This is a genomic window from Citrobacter sp. GW821-FHT02E08 (genome assembly GCF_059421685.1).
The window spans coordinates 1-14,052 of the sequence record NZ_JBWKVL010000004.1; the positions used below are offsets into that span (position 1 = coordinate 1).

Annotated in this window: 14 protein-coding genes; 6 read left to right on the top strand and 8 right to left on the bottom strand. The window is 51.5% G+C overall.

Annotated features, from left to right (window positions below):
- Positions 1-133 precede the first annotated feature (133 nt).
- The 3 genes from uxaC to AC07UY_RS06520 all read right to left on the bottom strand — a co-directional run bounded on the left by uxaC (position 134) and on the right by AC07UY_RS06520 (position 3,222).
- Positions 134-1,540: a glucuronate isomerase gene (gene uxaC, locus AC07UY_RS06510; RefSeq protein WP_494700912.1), complete on the bottom strand. Its 1,407-nt coding sequence runs from the start codon at positions 1,538-1,540 to the stop codon at positions 134-136.
- A gap of 33 nt (positions 1,541-1,573) precedes the next feature.
- The gene (rspA, locus tag AC07UY_RS06515; protein ID WP_203357891.1) at positions 1,574-2,788 is read right to left on the bottom strand and encodes a starvation-sensing protein RspA; all 1,215 of its coding nucleotides are present in this window, start codon (positions 2,786-2,788) and stop codon (positions 1,574-1,576) included.
- Between the two features lie 107 nt (positions 2,789-2,895).
- Positions 2,896-3,222, bottom strand: coding sequence for a YnfA family protein (locus AC07UY_RS06520; RefSeq protein WP_494700913.1), 327 nt, complete (start codon positions 3,220-3,222; stop codon positions 2,896-2,898).
- Positions 3,223-3,376: 154 nt separating this feature from the next.
- On the opposite strand from AC07UY_RS06520, the gene AC07UY_RS06525 reads away from it, so the two are divergent.
- Both AC07UY_RS06525 and speG read left to right on the top strand, forming a co-directional pair.
- On the top strand, positions 3,377-3,718 hold the full coding sequence (locus tag AC07UY_RS06525) for a DUF1283 family protein (protein ID WP_192612160.1): 342 nt from the start codon (positions 3,377-3,379) through the stop codon (positions 3,716-3,718).
- Positions 3,719-3,751: 33 nt separating this feature from the next.
- Entirely contained in the window at positions 3,752-4,312 is a 561-nt protein-coding gene (speG, locus tag AC07UY_RS06530; RefSeq protein ID WP_203357893.1) for a spermidine N1-acetyltransferase, read from the top strand.
- An 8-nt stretch (positions 4,313-4,320) separates the two neighbouring features.
- On the opposite strand, the gene AC07UY_RS06535 is transcribed toward speG, so the two are convergent.
- Together AC07UY_RS06535 and AC07UY_RS06540 are read right to left on the bottom strand one after the other, a co-directional pair.
- Positions 4,321-5,067 (bottom strand): YnfC family lipoprotein, encoded by a 747-nt coding sequence (locus AC07UY_RS06535; protein WP_203357894.1) that lies wholly within the window; start codon positions 5,065-5,067, stop codon positions 4,321-4,323.
- Between the two features lie 115 nt (positions 5,068-5,182).
- The gene (locus tag AC07UY_RS06540) at positions 5,183-5,566 is read right to left on the bottom strand and encodes a cupin domain-containing protein (protein WP_494700914.1); all 384 of its coding nucleotides are present in this window, start codon (positions 5,564-5,566) and stop codon (positions 5,183-5,185) included.
- Positions 5,567-5,810: 244 nt separating this feature from the next.
- On the opposite strand from AC07UY_RS06540, the gene AC07UY_RS06545 reads away from it, so the two are divergent.
- From AC07UY_RS06545 to clcB, 4 genes are all read left to right on the top strand, one after another.
- Complete coding sequence (locus AC07UY_RS06545) at positions 5,811-6,116, top strand: DUF1161 domain-containing protein (protein ID WP_370552334.1); 306 nt, start codon at positions 5,811-5,813, stop codon at positions 6,114-6,116.
- 154 nt (positions 6,117-6,270) lie between these two features.
- On the top strand, positions 6,271-8,709 hold the full coding sequence (gene ynfE, locus AC07UY_RS06550; protein ID WP_494660200.1) for a selenate/tellurate reductase subunit YnfE: 2,439 nt from the start codon (positions 6,271-6,273) through the stop codon (positions 8,707-8,709).
- A gap of 211 nt (positions 8,710-8,920) precedes the next feature.
- The gene (gene dmsD / locus AC07UY_RS06555; protein ID WP_494700915.1) at positions 8,921-9,535 is read left to right on the top strand and encodes a Tat proofreading chaperone DmsD; all 615 of its coding nucleotides are present in this window, start codon (positions 8,921-8,923) and stop codon (positions 9,533-9,535) included.
- 166 nt (positions 9,536-9,701) lie between these two features.
- A complete protein-coding gene (clcB, locus tag AC07UY_RS06560) occupies positions 9,702-10,991 on the top strand; it encodes a voltage-gated ClC-type chloride channel ClcB (RefSeq protein ID WP_494700916.1) in 1,290 nt (429 codons plus the stop codon).
- Here the strand turns inward: clcB and bioD are convergent.
- The 3 genes from bioD to ynfL form a co-directional block, all read right to left on the bottom strand.
- On the bottom strand, positions 10,947-11,642 hold the full coding sequence (bioD, locus tag AC07UY_RS06565; RefSeq protein WP_494660203.1) for a dethiobiotin synthase: 696 nt from the start codon (positions 11,640-11,642) through the stop codon (positions 10,947-10,949). The genes clcB and bioD overlap by 45 nt on opposite strands.
- A gap of 125 nt (positions 11,643-11,767) precedes the next feature.
- Positions 11,768-12,988 carry a sugar metabolism global transcriptional regulator Mlc gene (mlc, locus tag AC07UY_RS06570; protein WP_203357901.1) on the bottom strand — a complete coding sequence of 407 codons (1,221 nt, stop codon included), beginning with the start codon at positions 12,986-12,988 and terminating at the stop codon, positions 11,768-11,770.
- 128 nt (positions 12,989-13,116) lie between these two features.
- The gene (gene ynfL / locus AC07UY_RS06575) at positions 13,117-14,016 is read right to left on the bottom strand and encodes a multidrug efflux transcriptional activator YnfL/SxtR(Kp) (protein ID WP_494700917.1); all 900 of its coding nucleotides are present in this window, start codon (positions 14,014-14,016) and stop codon (positions 13,117-13,119) included.
- Positions 14,017-14,052 lie beyond the last annotated feature (36 nt).

A 14,052-nucleotide genomic window follows, 5' to 3' on the forward strand; every position in this document is an offset into this window, starting at 1 on the left:
TATTTGGCGATTGATCAGATCGCACAATCCGGGCTGAGTTCCCTTTAAGTGATCTACTATTCCGCGCAGCTATTTAGTTGGAATCGTTATTTTTCTATTGGTACGAGTCATGTTCTATCCTCAACAAAACGTCTCAGAATTTAAAATAATTATTGGCATTATCGTGGCAAATATTTCTAATCATTCGCGTCAGGATTTGTTGGTTATTCGGCACCTCACCTTTTTCGACCCATCCGCCGATAAGATTGCAGAGTATTCTGCGAAAATAGTCGTGCCGGGTATAGGAAACAAAACTACGTGAGTCCGTCAACATACCGATGAAATGCATCAGTAATCCCTGATCGGCCAGGCTATTTAACTGATTCTCCATCCCGCGTCGCGTATCATTAAACCACCAACCTGAACCAAACTGCATTGGCGAATTAACACCGTATTCCGCACTCTGGAAATTAGCGATAGTCGTCGCAACCACATCGTTATAGATCGCATTGAGGTTATAAAGGATCGTTTTTGGCAACGCGTTTGCCTTTGCCATTGCATCCAGCAACTGATTGAGAGATGACGCCAGAGAAGACTGATCATTAATCGAATCAAAACCCGTATTAATGCCCAATTGCTGACGCTTTTGACTGTTATTATTACGGATCGCACCAAAGTGAATCTGCATCGCCCAGTCTCTGGCCTTGTAGTGCCCGGCAAGCATGACAAAAATCGCGCTATTGAGCTGCGCTTCTTCTGCCCCCGTCAGGAGCACGCCTCCCGCCTTCCGTGAAAAAAGGAGATTCACATGTTCCGGTTCACTTGCCTGATAATCAATACTGACCGGACCATGATCGGAAATACGACAACCGTTCACATGAAACCAGTCAATACGTTTGCCAATGGCCTCGGCAAAACTCCCGAACGAGTCTATCCTAACATCCGCAAGATGAGAAAGTTGCGTAATAAAATGTGCAAACTCAATTGCATTTTCATTAAACACATCATCCGGGCGAAATGTCGGCAGAACCTTAATAGAAAAGGTTTTATCCTGTTTTAATAATCGATGATACTCGAGAGAATCCAGCGGCGCATCGGTTGTACAAATAGCCTCTACGTTTGAATACTCCATTAAATAACGTGGTTTAAAATTGTTTTGTTTAATAACCCGATTACAATGATCCATCACTTCACGCCAGTTCTGGCTATCGAGGTTCACATTGCAGTCAAAATATTTACTCAGTTCCAGATGAGTCCAGTGATAAAGTGGATTACCAAATGCCGCTTCTACTGTTTCGGCCCATGCCTGGAATTTCTCTTCAGCACTTGCATCACCGGTAATAAAACGCTCATCTATGCCATTGGCCCGCATCGCACGCCATTTATAATGGTCGCCAGCAAGCCAAAGCTGGGTAATATCTTCAACGCTTTTATTTTCGTAAATATCTTTTGCTTCAAGATGGCAATGATAATCGATGATCGGCAGATCTTTTGCGACGTCTTGATACAACCGAGCACCGACTTCATTGTCGATCATAAAACGATCATTAATGAAGTCCATGTTTAATATCCTGTATTAACTAATTCGCTTAAATTACCAGTTCCACAAGGTGCCATCTTCCAGACGTGCTACAGGCAAATAGGCCGGTTCGTAGGGATATTTCGCCGCCAGTTTTTCATCAAACTCAATGCCCAGACCCGGTTTATCGCCAGGGTGCATATAACCGTTGTCAAACGTCCAGTTATGCGGGAAGACTTCCAGCATTTGCTCGGAATATCCCATGTATTCCTGAACCCCGAAGTTCGGCACCCACAGGTCAAAGTGCAGCGCAGCCGCCATACAAACCGGTGAGAGATCGGATGGACCATGTGAACCGGTACGAACCTGATACAGTGAGGCAAAATCAGCAATACGCCGCATACCAGTAATGCCGCCTGCGTGTGTAATCGTGGTACGGATGTAGTCGATCAGTTGCTCTTCAATCAGCTGTTTACAATCCCAGATGCTGTTAAAGACTTCGCCGACCGCGATAGGCGTAACCGTATGCTGGCGGATCAGGCGGAAACATTCCTGGTTCTCCGCAGGTGTGGGATCTTCCATCCAGAACAGGCGGTGATCTTCAATGCTCTTACCAAAACGCGCCGCTTCGATGGGTGTCAGGCGGTGATGCATGTCATGCAATAAGTGCTCATCAAAACCAAATTTGCTGCGCACGGCTTCAAACAGTTTGGGGGTAAAGTCGAGGTATTTCTCCGTTGACCACAGTTGCTCTTCCGGCCACTGCCCTTTTGTCGCAGGCTCGTAAGCCAGCCCTTTCCCCTTCGCCATGCCGTAGGTGGTTTTCATACCCGGTACGCCGCACTGCACGCGGATCGCTTTAAACCCCATCTCTTTATGACGCGCATAATCTTCCAGCACATCATCGACCGTATGACCGGTAGTGTGGCAATACACCATCACGCCTTCTCGAGAAGCACCGCCCAGTAACTGATACAGCGGCATGTTGGCGGCTTTCGCTTTGATGTCCCACAGCGCCATATCAACAGCAGAGATGGCCGACATCGTGACCGGGCCACGACGCCAGTAAGCGCCTTTATAAAAGAACTGCCAGATATCTTCGATCCGGTGCGCGTCACGGCCAATCAGTTGAGGGCAAAGATGATCTTTCAGATACGATGCGACCGACAACTCACGCCCATTCAGCGTGGCGTCGCCAAGACCGGTAATACCGTCTTCCGTCGTAATCTTCAGCGTAACAAAGTTACGTCCCGGACAGGTGACAAAGACTTCAGCCCCTACAATCTTCATTTTTATTCCTTACATCTCTTGTGTGATGCAGGGAATTTACCGGACTGAGCTACTACCATACAAGTATAGCGATCAAAAAATCGCTCATTCGTCACAAAATGGGACGCTTAAACGCGCCCCCAGCCTGCCACGATGATCAACATTCCACAGAGCGCGACCGCTGCGCCTGACCAGTCATAGACACTGAGCTTTATGCCGTCGACAAAACGCAGCCACAGCAAGGCCGTGCAAACATAGACACCGCCATAGGCCGCATAGACTCGTCCGCTGGCCGCCGGATGCAATGTCAGCAACCAGACAAACAGCGCCAGTGAAACGCCCGCCGGGACCAGCAACCAGGCCGTTGCGCCCCGCTTAAGCCAGAGCCAGGGTAAAAAGCAGCCGATGATTTCGCAGAGCGCGGTAACAAAAAAGAGTAGCGTGATTTTTAACATTATGGGTATTGAGTGACCGTTGATTTAACCATGATACGTCAGAATATCCTCAGCGTATCCATGCCCTTAAGGCGGGTATGCCCTGCGCGCCGAAATAGTGTAGAATTTGGACGCATTAATTTGCTTTTAGCCCATTCATTTAAAGGAACTGACAATGAACAAAACACTTAGCAAACGCCTGTGCCTGACGGCAATGCTTACGCTGGGTGCCGTCATGTACACCACTTGTGCAATGGCAGAAACCAGCAAACTGGTGATTGAATCCGGTGACAGCGCACAAAGCCGTCAGCAGGCCGCGATGGAAAAAGAACAGTGGAACGATACGCGTAAGCTGCGCAATAAAGTGAATACACGCACAGAAAAAGAGTGGGATAAAGCTGACGCGGCGTTTGATAAGCGCGATAAATGTGAACAAAGCGCGAATATCAACGCGTACTGGGAACCGAATACCCTTCGCTGCCTGGATCGTCGCACCGGTCGCACTGTTGCACCTTAAATAAAAGTTCACGAAGGAATGTAAGGATATCGTATGACAAGCGCCCAGAGTGTCAAACTACGCCCGCTTGAGCGCGAAGATTTACGCTTTGTACACCAGCTCGATAATAACGCCAGCGTGATGCGTTATTGGTTTGAAGAACCCTATGAAGCCTTTGTCGAGCTGTCAGATCTGTATGACAAACACATTCATGACCAGAGCGAGCGCCGCTTTGTCGTGGAATGCAACGGCGAGAAAGTCGGTCTGGTTGAACTGGTCGAAATTAACCATGTGCATCGCCGGGCCGAATTCCAGATCATTATTTCTCCGGATTATCAGGGGAAAGGTCTGGCCTCTCGCGCAGCAAAACTGGCGATGGATTACGGTTTTACCGTGCTCAACCTCTACAAGCTGTACTTGATCGTCGATAAAGAAAACGAGAAAGCGATTCATATCTATCGCAAATTAGGATTTATGATAGAAGGTGAATTAATTCATGAGTTTTTTATCAACGGCGAATACCGCAATACCATTCGGATGTGTATCTTCCAGCAGCAGTATTTGGCGCAACACAAAACGCCAACGTCTAACCTGCTAAAACCCACCGCGCAGTAAACTGCGGTTTAGTAATACTCAATGGTATTTTTAATGGTGTAACTCCGTTCAACTGCTGGTTTAGCGCTTTCATCGACAATAATAAGCTGGCAGTTGACCGGGTTGGCGTGGGCGTCATATTCGCAGGTTTGCTTCACATTCCCCACGGGCCGGTCGTTAAGCAGAGTCACGGCGGTATAATCCATTTTTTTTAGCGGGTCCGCAGACGGTTTAGAATTGACCGACAATTTATTGTCTTTGGTGACCGTGGTCTTGCCCAACGGATATCCATCGGCGTCGTAGCGGTACTGTACGTTCATCTCTTTACCCGCTGCGCTAACGACGAAACCGTTATCATCGGTATCCCAGACAACCCCTGCCGAAGGCAATTCCGCCAGTTGGCATTTCCCCTGCAAGCGCACCCTTTTTTCCAGCGTTTCGGCATCTCGATAAAAATTGGCGTCCAGCACTAATGCCAGGCCGGTATTGTTTTCCACATCGTGAAGTTCAAGCGTATCAAAGCAGCCTTCCTGCGATAACGTGCCGCTGACCCGTTTCGCCACTTCGCCTTTATCATTCATCAATGTCTGGCTGAAATCTTTTACCGGGCCACGTAACGGATCAAAATCAAATTCATTGGAAAAGCTGGCCATTTCCGGCGTGTACGAAACCAGACTTGTTGCGTTGTCACATCCAGCAAGCATCACACACAGAAAACTCAGGAGCGCCTTGTTCGTCACATTATTCACCGCGTTACAGGGAAGATTCTCAATCATATTAGCAAATACAGAGGGTTACACCATAGTTTTGTCCACAAAGAAAAGGCCCACGCCGAAGAATGGGCCCTCTACACGATGATGAATGATGATCATCGTACAGGTCTTTTTTGCATTATGGCGAGTCAGTACAGCCGCCCTCTTTATGCCTGGCCCAGTCGACCATTCCCTGGAAGTCAACAATGACCACCGGTTCATCCCCCACCACCCAGGCATCGTGGCCGGGGGGAATGCGTGACAAATTACCGGGCAGACAATCGAATTCAGAACCATCGTCCATTTTTACCCGCAGCACCCCGGCAACGTGATACTGAAAATGAGGTGCTTCACAACTCTTCGTTCCCGCGATGGGCTGCACGGAGGTCGACCATCGCCAACCTGGCTCCAGCACCGCACGACCGACTATCGCTCCCCCTATATTCAGGAGTTCCAGTCGCCCATTCGGAAACTCGCGAACTTCGTCTGGCGTACCGAATGATTTCACTTCTGCTATGTCCATTGCGCACCTCCTTAGATTGAATACGCGCATGGTCGCTCTCAAAGTATACCAACGGCGGTTATTTTTTGTTCGCGATCAGGGCAACTCGTCGCAATAAGTCTGGGGGCACACGGCGGTATCGTTTTGGCGATATTTGGGGGAGTGGCGTTATTTTTAAGAACCTTCAACGGGTTGCGTTCAAATGCAGAGGGGTATACTACAAATGCTATGCTTTATTTATCGTTTTCTATAGAAGGAGTGAATGATGAACCTAACCAGAGGAATTGCCGTCTTATTGCTGGTGACCGCGTCCCCTTGGGTCATGGCTGCACCGGAATCGTGCGAAAGAGTCAAAAGCGATATTGAGCAGCGGATCATCAACAACGGGGTGGCAGAATCGAGTTTTACCTTAAACATCGTGCCGAACGATCAGGCAGATCAGCCTGATTCGCAGGTTGTGGGGCATTGTGCAAACGACACCCACAAAATCCTCTATACCCGTACAAGTAGCGGAAACGCCCCTGCAAATAGCACTCCTGCTCAGGATGGGCACACCGTCGAACCGCAGTGATCCCCCTTTCGCCCTCCGCTCCCGGAGGGCATCCCTTATATTGACGTGGATTAATACCCCTTCATTACACAAGGGTAAACTCATTGCATCATTAGCAGGGTACTAATTCCCATATAAAACAATTTATATAACGATTGCGATAATGGAGTGAGTGATGTCCAGAGTTGAGCAACATGGAGGCATTAGCCGCAGAACGTTGGTGAAATCCACAGCCATTGGCTCACTGGCGCTCGCCGCAGGTGGCCTCTCTTTACCCTTCGGAGTTCGTACTGCGGCGGCAGCTGTGCAAAAAGCAATGCAGCCGGAGGACGATAAAGTCGTCTGGGGCGCCTGCTCAGTTAACTGCGGCAGTCGTTGCGCTCTGCGCCTTCACGTCAAGGACAATGAAGTCTGGCGGGTTGAAACCGACAACACGGGCGACGACATTTACGGCGATCATCAGGTACGCGCCTGTCTGCGCGGACGCTCTATTCGTCGACGTATTAATCACCCGGACCGCCTCAATTACCCAATGAAACGCGTGGGCAAACGAGGTGAAGGAAAGTTTGAGCGGATCAGCTGGCAAGAGGCGCTTGATACTATTAGCCATAGCCTCAAAAACACCGTAGACAAATACGGCAATGAGGCCGTGTATATCAACTACTCCTCCGGCATCGTCGGCGGCAATATTACACGCTCCTCGCCTTATGCCTCGCTGGTGGCCCGCCTGATGAACTGTTATGGCGGTTTTCTCAGCCACTATGGCACTTACAGCACGGCGCAAATCGCCGCCGCCATGCCTTATACCTACGGCTCAAATGACGGCAACAGTACCTCGGATATTGAAAACACCAAACTGGTGGTGATGTTTGGCAATAACCCTGCTGAAACCCGGATGAGCGGCGGCGGTGTTACCTATTTCCTTGAACAAGCCAGGGAACGCTCGAATGCCAGGATGATCGTCATTGATCCCCGTTACACCGATACCGCAGCGGGTCGTGAAGATGAGTGGATCCCCATCCGGCCGGGTACCGACGCGGCGCTGGTCGCGGGAATCGCCTGGGTGTTGATCACTGAAAACCTTGTCGATCAGCCATTTCTCGACACCTGTTGTGTCGGCTACGATGAAAAAACACTCCCCGCTGACGCGCCAGCCAACGAGCATTACAAAGCCTACATTCTGGGTCAGGGCGAAGACGCCACCGCCAAAACGCCGCAGTGGGCATCGCACATTACCGGCATTCCGGTCGATCGCATTGTGAAACTCGCCCGTGAAATTGGCACCGCCAAACCGGCCTATATTTGCCAGGGATGGGGGCCACAGCGCCAGGCGAATGGCGAGCTAACCTCACGCGCGATTGCCATGCTGCCGATTCTGACCGGCAACGTGGGGATCCACGGTGGCAATAGCGGTGCGCGCGAATCCACATACACCATCACGATTGAACGTATGCCGCTGCCGAAAAATCCGGTTAAAACACAAATTTCCTGTTTTAGCTGGACAGACGCCATTGTCCGTGGCCCGGAGATGACGGCCTTACGTGATGGCGTTCGTGGCAAAGAGAAGCTGGACGTGCCGATTAAATTTATCTGGAACTATGCCGGCAACACCATCACCAACCAACACTCGGATATCAATAAAACGCACGAGATTTTGCAGGATGACTCAAAATGCGAAATGATCGTCGTGATCGAGAACTTCATGACCTCTTCGGCAAAGTATGCCGATATCCTGCTACCCGACCTGATGACCGTCGAGCAGGAAGATATTATTCCCAACGAATCGGCCGGTAATATGGGGTATTTAATTTTTATCCAGCCGACCACTGCGCCTAAATTTGAACGTAAGCCGATTTACTGGATTATGAGCGAAGTGGCAAAACGCCTTGGCCCGGATATTCACCAGCGGTTCACTGAAGGGCGAACACAGGAGCAGTGGCTGCACTATTTGTATGCCAAAATGCTGGAAAAAGATCCGGCGCTTCCCGCCTATGACGACTTAAAGAAAATGGGCATTTATAAACGTAAAGACCCGAATGGTCATTACGTCGCCTATAAAAAATTCCGCGAAGATCCGCTGGCGAACCCGCTCAAAACCCCGTCGGGAAAAATCGAAATCTACTCCAGCAGGCTGGCAACCATTGCTAACACCTGGGAGCTGGAAAAAGGCGATGTCATCAGCCCTCTGCCGATTTATGCCTCCACGTTCGAAGGGTGGGACGACCCTAAACGGAGCATATTCCCACTTCAACTCTTTGGTTTTCATTATAAATCCAGAACGCACTCCAGCTACGGAAACATTGACGTTCTGCAAGCAGCCTGTCGACAAGAGGTCTGGATCAATCCGATAGACGCCCAAAAACGCGGCATCGCCAATGGCGATATGGTGCGCGTGTTTAATGACCGTGGAGAACTTCGTATTCCCGCGAAGGTTACGCCGCGCATTCTGCCTGGGGTAAGCGCCATGGGCCAGGGAGCCTGGCATGACGCCGATATGTCAGGCGATAAAGTTGACCATGGCGCTTGTGTCAACACGCTGACCACGCACCGCCCTTCACCATTGGCAAAAGGGAATCCACAACACACCAATCTGGTGGAAATCGAGAAAGTCTGAGCCCTGTCACTGCGTCGCCGCTGGCGTTTCAGCGGCGCGTTTGGTTACAGCCTGGGGGCAAATTCTGGTCGTGGCTGGCGATTCCCGCTAAAATGCTGCAAAACCCTGGCTAAACTGCGGTTACTGGCCCACACGATTCAGGACGCCCGGTATGGCAGTTACAGGTTAATAAACTCGTGCGGGAAATTCGCACCTTTCAGGATATTTTTGCATGACCTCATTTTCACAATCTAACGAATTCTCGATGGCGGCGCGGGTGCTTGGCGCCCTGTTTTACTACGCCCCCGAAAGTAGCGAAGCCACTCCGCTGGTCCACGCATTAACCACTGAGGGCTGGCAGGAACAGTGGCCGCTTTCGCAGACGCTGTTAACGCCGCTGGTGACCTCTTTTCAGGCTGAGTGCGATGAATCGCTGTCTGAAGCCTGGCAGAGATTATTCGTTGGTCCGTGGGCGCTGCCTTCACCGCCCTGGGGATCCGTATGGCTAGACAGAGAAAGCGTGCTCTTTGGCGACTCCACGCTGGCGTTACGCCAGTGGATGCGAGACAACGGCATCCAGTTTGAGATGCAGCAAAATGAACCCGAAGATCATTTTGGCTCCCTTTTGCTACTGGCCGCATGGCTCGCTGAGAATGGCCGACACACGGAATGCGAACAGCTTCTGGCCTGGCATCTGCTGCCCTGGTCGAGCCGTTTTCTGGAAGTTTTCATTGAAAATGCCAACCATCCATTTTACCAGACATTGGGCGAACTGGCGCAGCATACGTTAGCCACCTGGCAATCACAGTTGTTGATCCCCGTCGCGGTAAAACCGCTGTTCCGGTAAATTTGCCAGGAAACGGGCTGGGCGTCGCGAACGCTTATCGTCTCTATGGGCCGGTAAGCGTTAATGGCCTCCGTTAACAACGGCAATCGACAGTGACGGTTTTTGCTTCTTTTCGCATTTCACCGCAAACTACCGTTATCAAAATCACATCACACTGCGATTATTCATGCATCGTTTACATGCTTACCCCGATCATCGCACCCTGTTTCGCCGTTTATGGCTCGCCGCATTAATGGGGATTTTTGCCGCGCTGGCGGTGAGCGGATTTCGCCATGCGATGCTGCTCCTCGAAAGGTTATTTTTGAGTAATGACACCGGGAGTCTGGTCAATGCGGCAGCCGGTCTTTCGCCGCTAAGGCGTTTACTCACCCCCGCCCTCGGTGGGTTCGTTGCCGGAGCCCTGCTATGGGGCTGGCAAAAAATGAACCAGCAACGCCCACATGCGCCTACCGATTACATGGAAGCCCTGCAGACGGATGACCCCTTTGATTACCGCGCCAGCCTGGTGAAATCGCTGGCGTCATTACTGGTGGTTGCTACAGGGAGCGCCATTGGTCGTGAAGGTGCCATGGTGCTGCTGGCTGCGCTGGCCGCCTCTGCGTTTGCGCAACGTTTTGCGCCCCGTGAGGAGTGGAAACTCTGGATTGCCTGCGGTGCCGCGGCGGGTATGGCGAGCGCTTATCATGCACCGCTGGCCGGAAGTCTGTTCATCGCGGAGGTTCTCTTCGGCACATTAATGCTGGCGTCACTGGGGCCGGTTGTGATCTCTGCCGTTGTGGCGTTGCTAACGACTCATGTACTCAACGACAACAGCGCGCTGCTTTATACGGTTCACCTGTCACTCGATCTGCATATGCGGGAATACGCCCTGATTATCAGTATGGGGCTGGTCGCCGGTCTCTGCGGTCCGTTGCTGACGTGGTCAATGACGGCGGCTCACAATGTTTTTTTACGGCTTCAGCTAACGCCGCCCTGGCAACTGGCGTTGGGGGGACTGGCGGTCGGATTACTTTCTCTGTTGACGCCAACCGTCTGGGGAAATGGCTATAGCGTAGTGCAGTCCTTTTTGTTATCGCCACCGCTGCTTTCCGTGATTGCCGGGATCTTCATCTGTAAATTGCTGGCCGTGCTTGCCAGTAGCGGTTCCGGCGCACCTGGCGGCGTGTTTACCCCCACCCTGTTCGTCGGTCTGTCAATCGGTATGCTGTTTGGTCGTCTGTGGGGGAGCTGGCTTCCGGGCCCGGATGAAATAGCGATTCTGCTGGGATTAACGGGGATGGCGACGCTACTGGCGGCCACTACGCATGCGCCAATAATGTCTACGCTGATGATTTGTGAAATGACCGGGGAATATCGTTTACTCCCCGGACTGCTGATGGCTTGCGTAATCGCGTCGGTATTATCGCGAACGTTACGCCACGACTCTATCTACCGACAGCACGCTGCCAAGCATTGACATGCGGATGTACTGCCCAAGTTCACGCTGCTCTGCACGAGGAAGATACGGCAGTTCGCCAATCAAAGGTGCAGGGATTTTTTTACCGAGCACATCAATGATTCCTGCATAATGCGCAAGGCCTGGGTTGATTCGGTTTGCGACCCATCCCATTAAAGGCAGCCCATCATTGGCAATGGCCTGCGCCGTCAACAGCGCATGGTTGATGCAGCCTTCCTGGATCCCCACCACCATCAGTACCGGGAGTTGCTCCTGCACGACCCACTCGGATAATGGACGAAGGTCATTCATCAGACTCCGCCATCCTCCTGTGCCTTCCACAACAACGTGATCCACCTTTTCGCTCAGACTCGCCAACCCATTGGACAGCAAGGTGTAATTGACAGGACCACTGTGCGCCACGCTACTTTCATCTTCGCTTAACGCAATCGGGTTGATGGCCTCATAAGGCAATTCAATCGAAGAGACACTCTGCAGCACCAGCGCATCTTTGTTGCGCAGCCCTTCAGGGGTCTCTTTGCTTCCTTTGGCGACCGGTTTGTAACCCGCGACAGTTTTACCCCCTGACGCTAACGCTTGTAGTAATGCGCGGGAAACCACTGTCTTCCCAACAGAAGTGTCTGTACCTGTAATAAAGAAACGCTTCAGCATCACTAACTCCACCGTTATGCTTCAAAAATATAAGCCAGGAAAATAATACAGTGGAGAAAGTCTAAGGTATGACAAGGGGGATCGGCTTGAGATAGCGCAATTTTTCGTACGACAGTGAAAAAATGTTAACCCTGTAATAGACGAATCAACAAAGAGCCGTTATACATCGCATCTTTTACCAACGCCGCGCCCGCCATCGTCCCCTGATTTGAAAACTGCGTGCTTTCAACGACAATGTTCTTACTGTATGCCGGGAGCGCTTGCTGGCGTATGCTGTCGGCAATGGCGGGGAAAAGAATATCCGCCGCTTTGCTTAACGGAGAACCGATCAGGATTTTTTGCGGATTAAATAAATTCACCATGATGGCCAGAATACGCCCCACATGGCTTCCGACGCCGCTGATGATATCCTTCGCCAGCAAATCCCCTTCGAGGGCAGCCTGACACAGTGAGTCCACCGTTAATGGTTGGCCGTGCAGCGTAGAACTCATCGACTGATTGAGGCGTAATTGCGCCAGTTCGAGGACGCTGTCCACGCTGGCAATGGTTTCCAGACAGCCGTGATTACCGCAATAGCAGCGTTTACCGTAGGGATCCACCTGCGTATGACCGATCTCAACCAGGCTACTGCTCCCCGCATGCAGCAAATGACCATCGGTGATGACGCCCGCCCCCACGTTGTGATCAATCACCACCTGAATAACATCGCGCGCGCCGCGCGATGCGCCGAACAGCGCCTCGGCCATCGTCCATGCGCTGATATCATGCTGAATATAGACCGGCACACCGGTATGCTGCACCAGCGTTTCACCCAGCGCCATCTCTTTGACATCATCATAAAACGGCATACGGTGGACGATGCCATTCTCAGTATCAATAATGCCTGGCATGGTGACGGCGATAGAGGTCAACCGCTCAAGTTGCTGTTGATGACGGATAAAAAACTGATCGACCAGCGTGATGATACGATCAAGCAGCGGAAGGTCGGCAACAAGGGGAAGTTCAAGACACTCCTCCACAACCAGCTTGCTACTCAGATCGCGCAAGGCGAGGAAAATCTCTCCGCGACTGATGCGGATAGACAGGTAGTGCCAGGCTTCGGTTTCCACCATCAACCCAACAGCAGGACGACCACGGCTACCCGCTTCTTTGATCTCCAGCTCCTGCACTAAATGCGCTTCAAGCATTTCGCGGACAATTTTTGTAATACTGGCAGGCGCCAATTGCGCAAGGCGAGAAAGATCAATACGCGATACCGGTCCGAGCTGATCAATCAGGCGATACACCGCGCCCGCGTTGGTCTGCTTGATTTGATCGATATGCCCAGGCTGACTATCAGCAACCACCTCTGACTCCCTTTATTTTCGCGCTCCGAAATAATCTGTAGGCTATGGTGAAGGACTTCAACACTTGCCGTCAAATTTTTGCGTAGCCGTGTGATTTACCGCACGTTTTTACCGCTTTTTAAACTAAATTAAGCACGACTTACTGCGGATAACAACTGATGACGAAACCGTTGCGCGGCATGACTTTGCTCATGGTGTTTCGGCCAGACCAGCCACATTTCCGACACAGCATCGGCTTCAGCGATCGGTATCCAGCACATTTCATCAATCTGCACGCGTTTAAAAGAGGCAGGCAGAATCGAAACGCCCAGCCCCGCCGCCACCAGCCCGATGATGGTCATGGCCTCCCCGACCTCCTGGGTGATGACCGGCGTCAGGTTATAGCGACGCATCAGCCCGAGGATATCGTCATACAGACCCGTCCCGACGTGGGGATCAAAAAAGACAAACGGCTCTTTCGCCAACTCAGCCAGTGTCACCACCGGTTTTTGCGCCAGACGATGCTCGCGCGGGATCATCGCCATCAACGGTTCATGCAGTATCACCTCCCGGTTCAGCGTATCCGGAAGCAGCGTATTGCGAAGCAATCCCATATCCAGCGCCCCCTCACTCAACGGCGCAATCTGCTCACGGGTATTCATTTCGCGGGTCTGCATGTGTACATCAGGAAATTCCAGGCGAAACCCGGAAAGGGTATCGGAGACCGCCTTAATAAAGGGTGCCGAGGAGGTAAAACCGATACGTAATTCGCCCGCTTCTCCCTGATGCAGACGCTCCGCCCGCGCCGCAGCCTCATTGACCAGCCCCAAAATTTGCCGACTGTCGGCCAAAAACTGCCGCCCGGCGGCCGTCAACGCCACGCTGCGATTGGTTCGCGCCAACAGCCGCGCCCCAACCTGCTGCTCAAGGATCTGAATCTGCTGGCTCAGCGGCGGTTGCGAAATATTAAGACGGGCGGCGGCGCGACCAAAATGCAGTTCTTCCGCAACCGCCACAAAATAGCGTAAGTGACGCAACTCAATATTCATATTTTAAAAGTATTATTTGAGATTATTAATATATTA

Excerpts from the sequence above, each read along its gene's own strand:
- ynfE (WP_494660200.1), top strand. The coding sequence starts at position 6,271 with ATGTCCAGAGTTGAGCAACATGGAGGCATTAGCCGCAGAACGTTGGTG.
- dmsD (WP_494700915.1), top strand. The coding sequence starts at position 8,921 with ATGACCTCATTTTCACAATCTAACGAATTCTCGATGGCGGCGCGGGTG.
- AC07UY_RS06525 (WP_192612160.1), top strand. The coding sequence starts at position 3,377 with ATGAACAAAACACTTAGCAAACGCCTGTGCCTGACGGCAATGCTTACG.
- bioD (WP_494660203.1), bottom strand. The coding sequence starts at position 11,642 with ATGCTGAAGCGTTTCTTTATTACAGGTACAGACACTTCTGTTGGGAAG.
- speG (WP_203357893.1), top strand. The coding sequence starts at position 3,752 with ATGACAAGCGCCCAGAGTGTCAAACTACGCCCGCTTGAGCGCGAAGAT.
- AC07UY_RS06535 (WP_203357894.1), bottom strand. The coding sequence starts at position 5,067 with ATGATTGAGAATCTTCCCTGTAACGCGGTGAATAATGTGACGAACAAG.
- ynfL (WP_494700917.1), bottom strand. The coding sequence starts at position 14,016 with ATGAATATTGAGTTGCGTCACTTACGCTATTTTGTGGCGGTTGCGGAA.
- uxaC (WP_494700912.1), bottom strand. The coding sequence starts at position 1,540 with ATGGACTTCATTAATGATCGTTTTATGATCGACAATGAAGTCGGTGCT.
- rspA (WP_203357891.1), bottom strand. The coding sequence starts at position 2,788 with ATGAAGATTGTAGGGGCTGAAGTCTTTGTCACCTGTCCGGGACGTAAC.
- AC07UY_RS06545 (WP_370552334.1), top strand. The coding sequence starts at position 5,811 with ATGAACCTAACCAGAGGAATTGCCGTCTTATTGCTGGTGACCGCGTCC.
- AC07UY_RS06520 (WP_494700913.1), bottom strand. The coding sequence starts at position 3,222 with ATGTTAAAAATCACGCTACTCTTTTTTGTTACCGCGCTCTGCGAAATC.
- clcB (WP_494700916.1), top strand. The coding sequence starts at position 9,702 with ATGCATCGTTTACATGCTTACCCCGATCATCGCACCCTGTTTCGCCGT.
- AC07UY_RS06540 (WP_494700914.1), bottom strand. The coding sequence starts at position 5,566 with ATGGACATAGCAGAAGTGAAATCATTCGGTACGCCAGACGAAGTTCGC.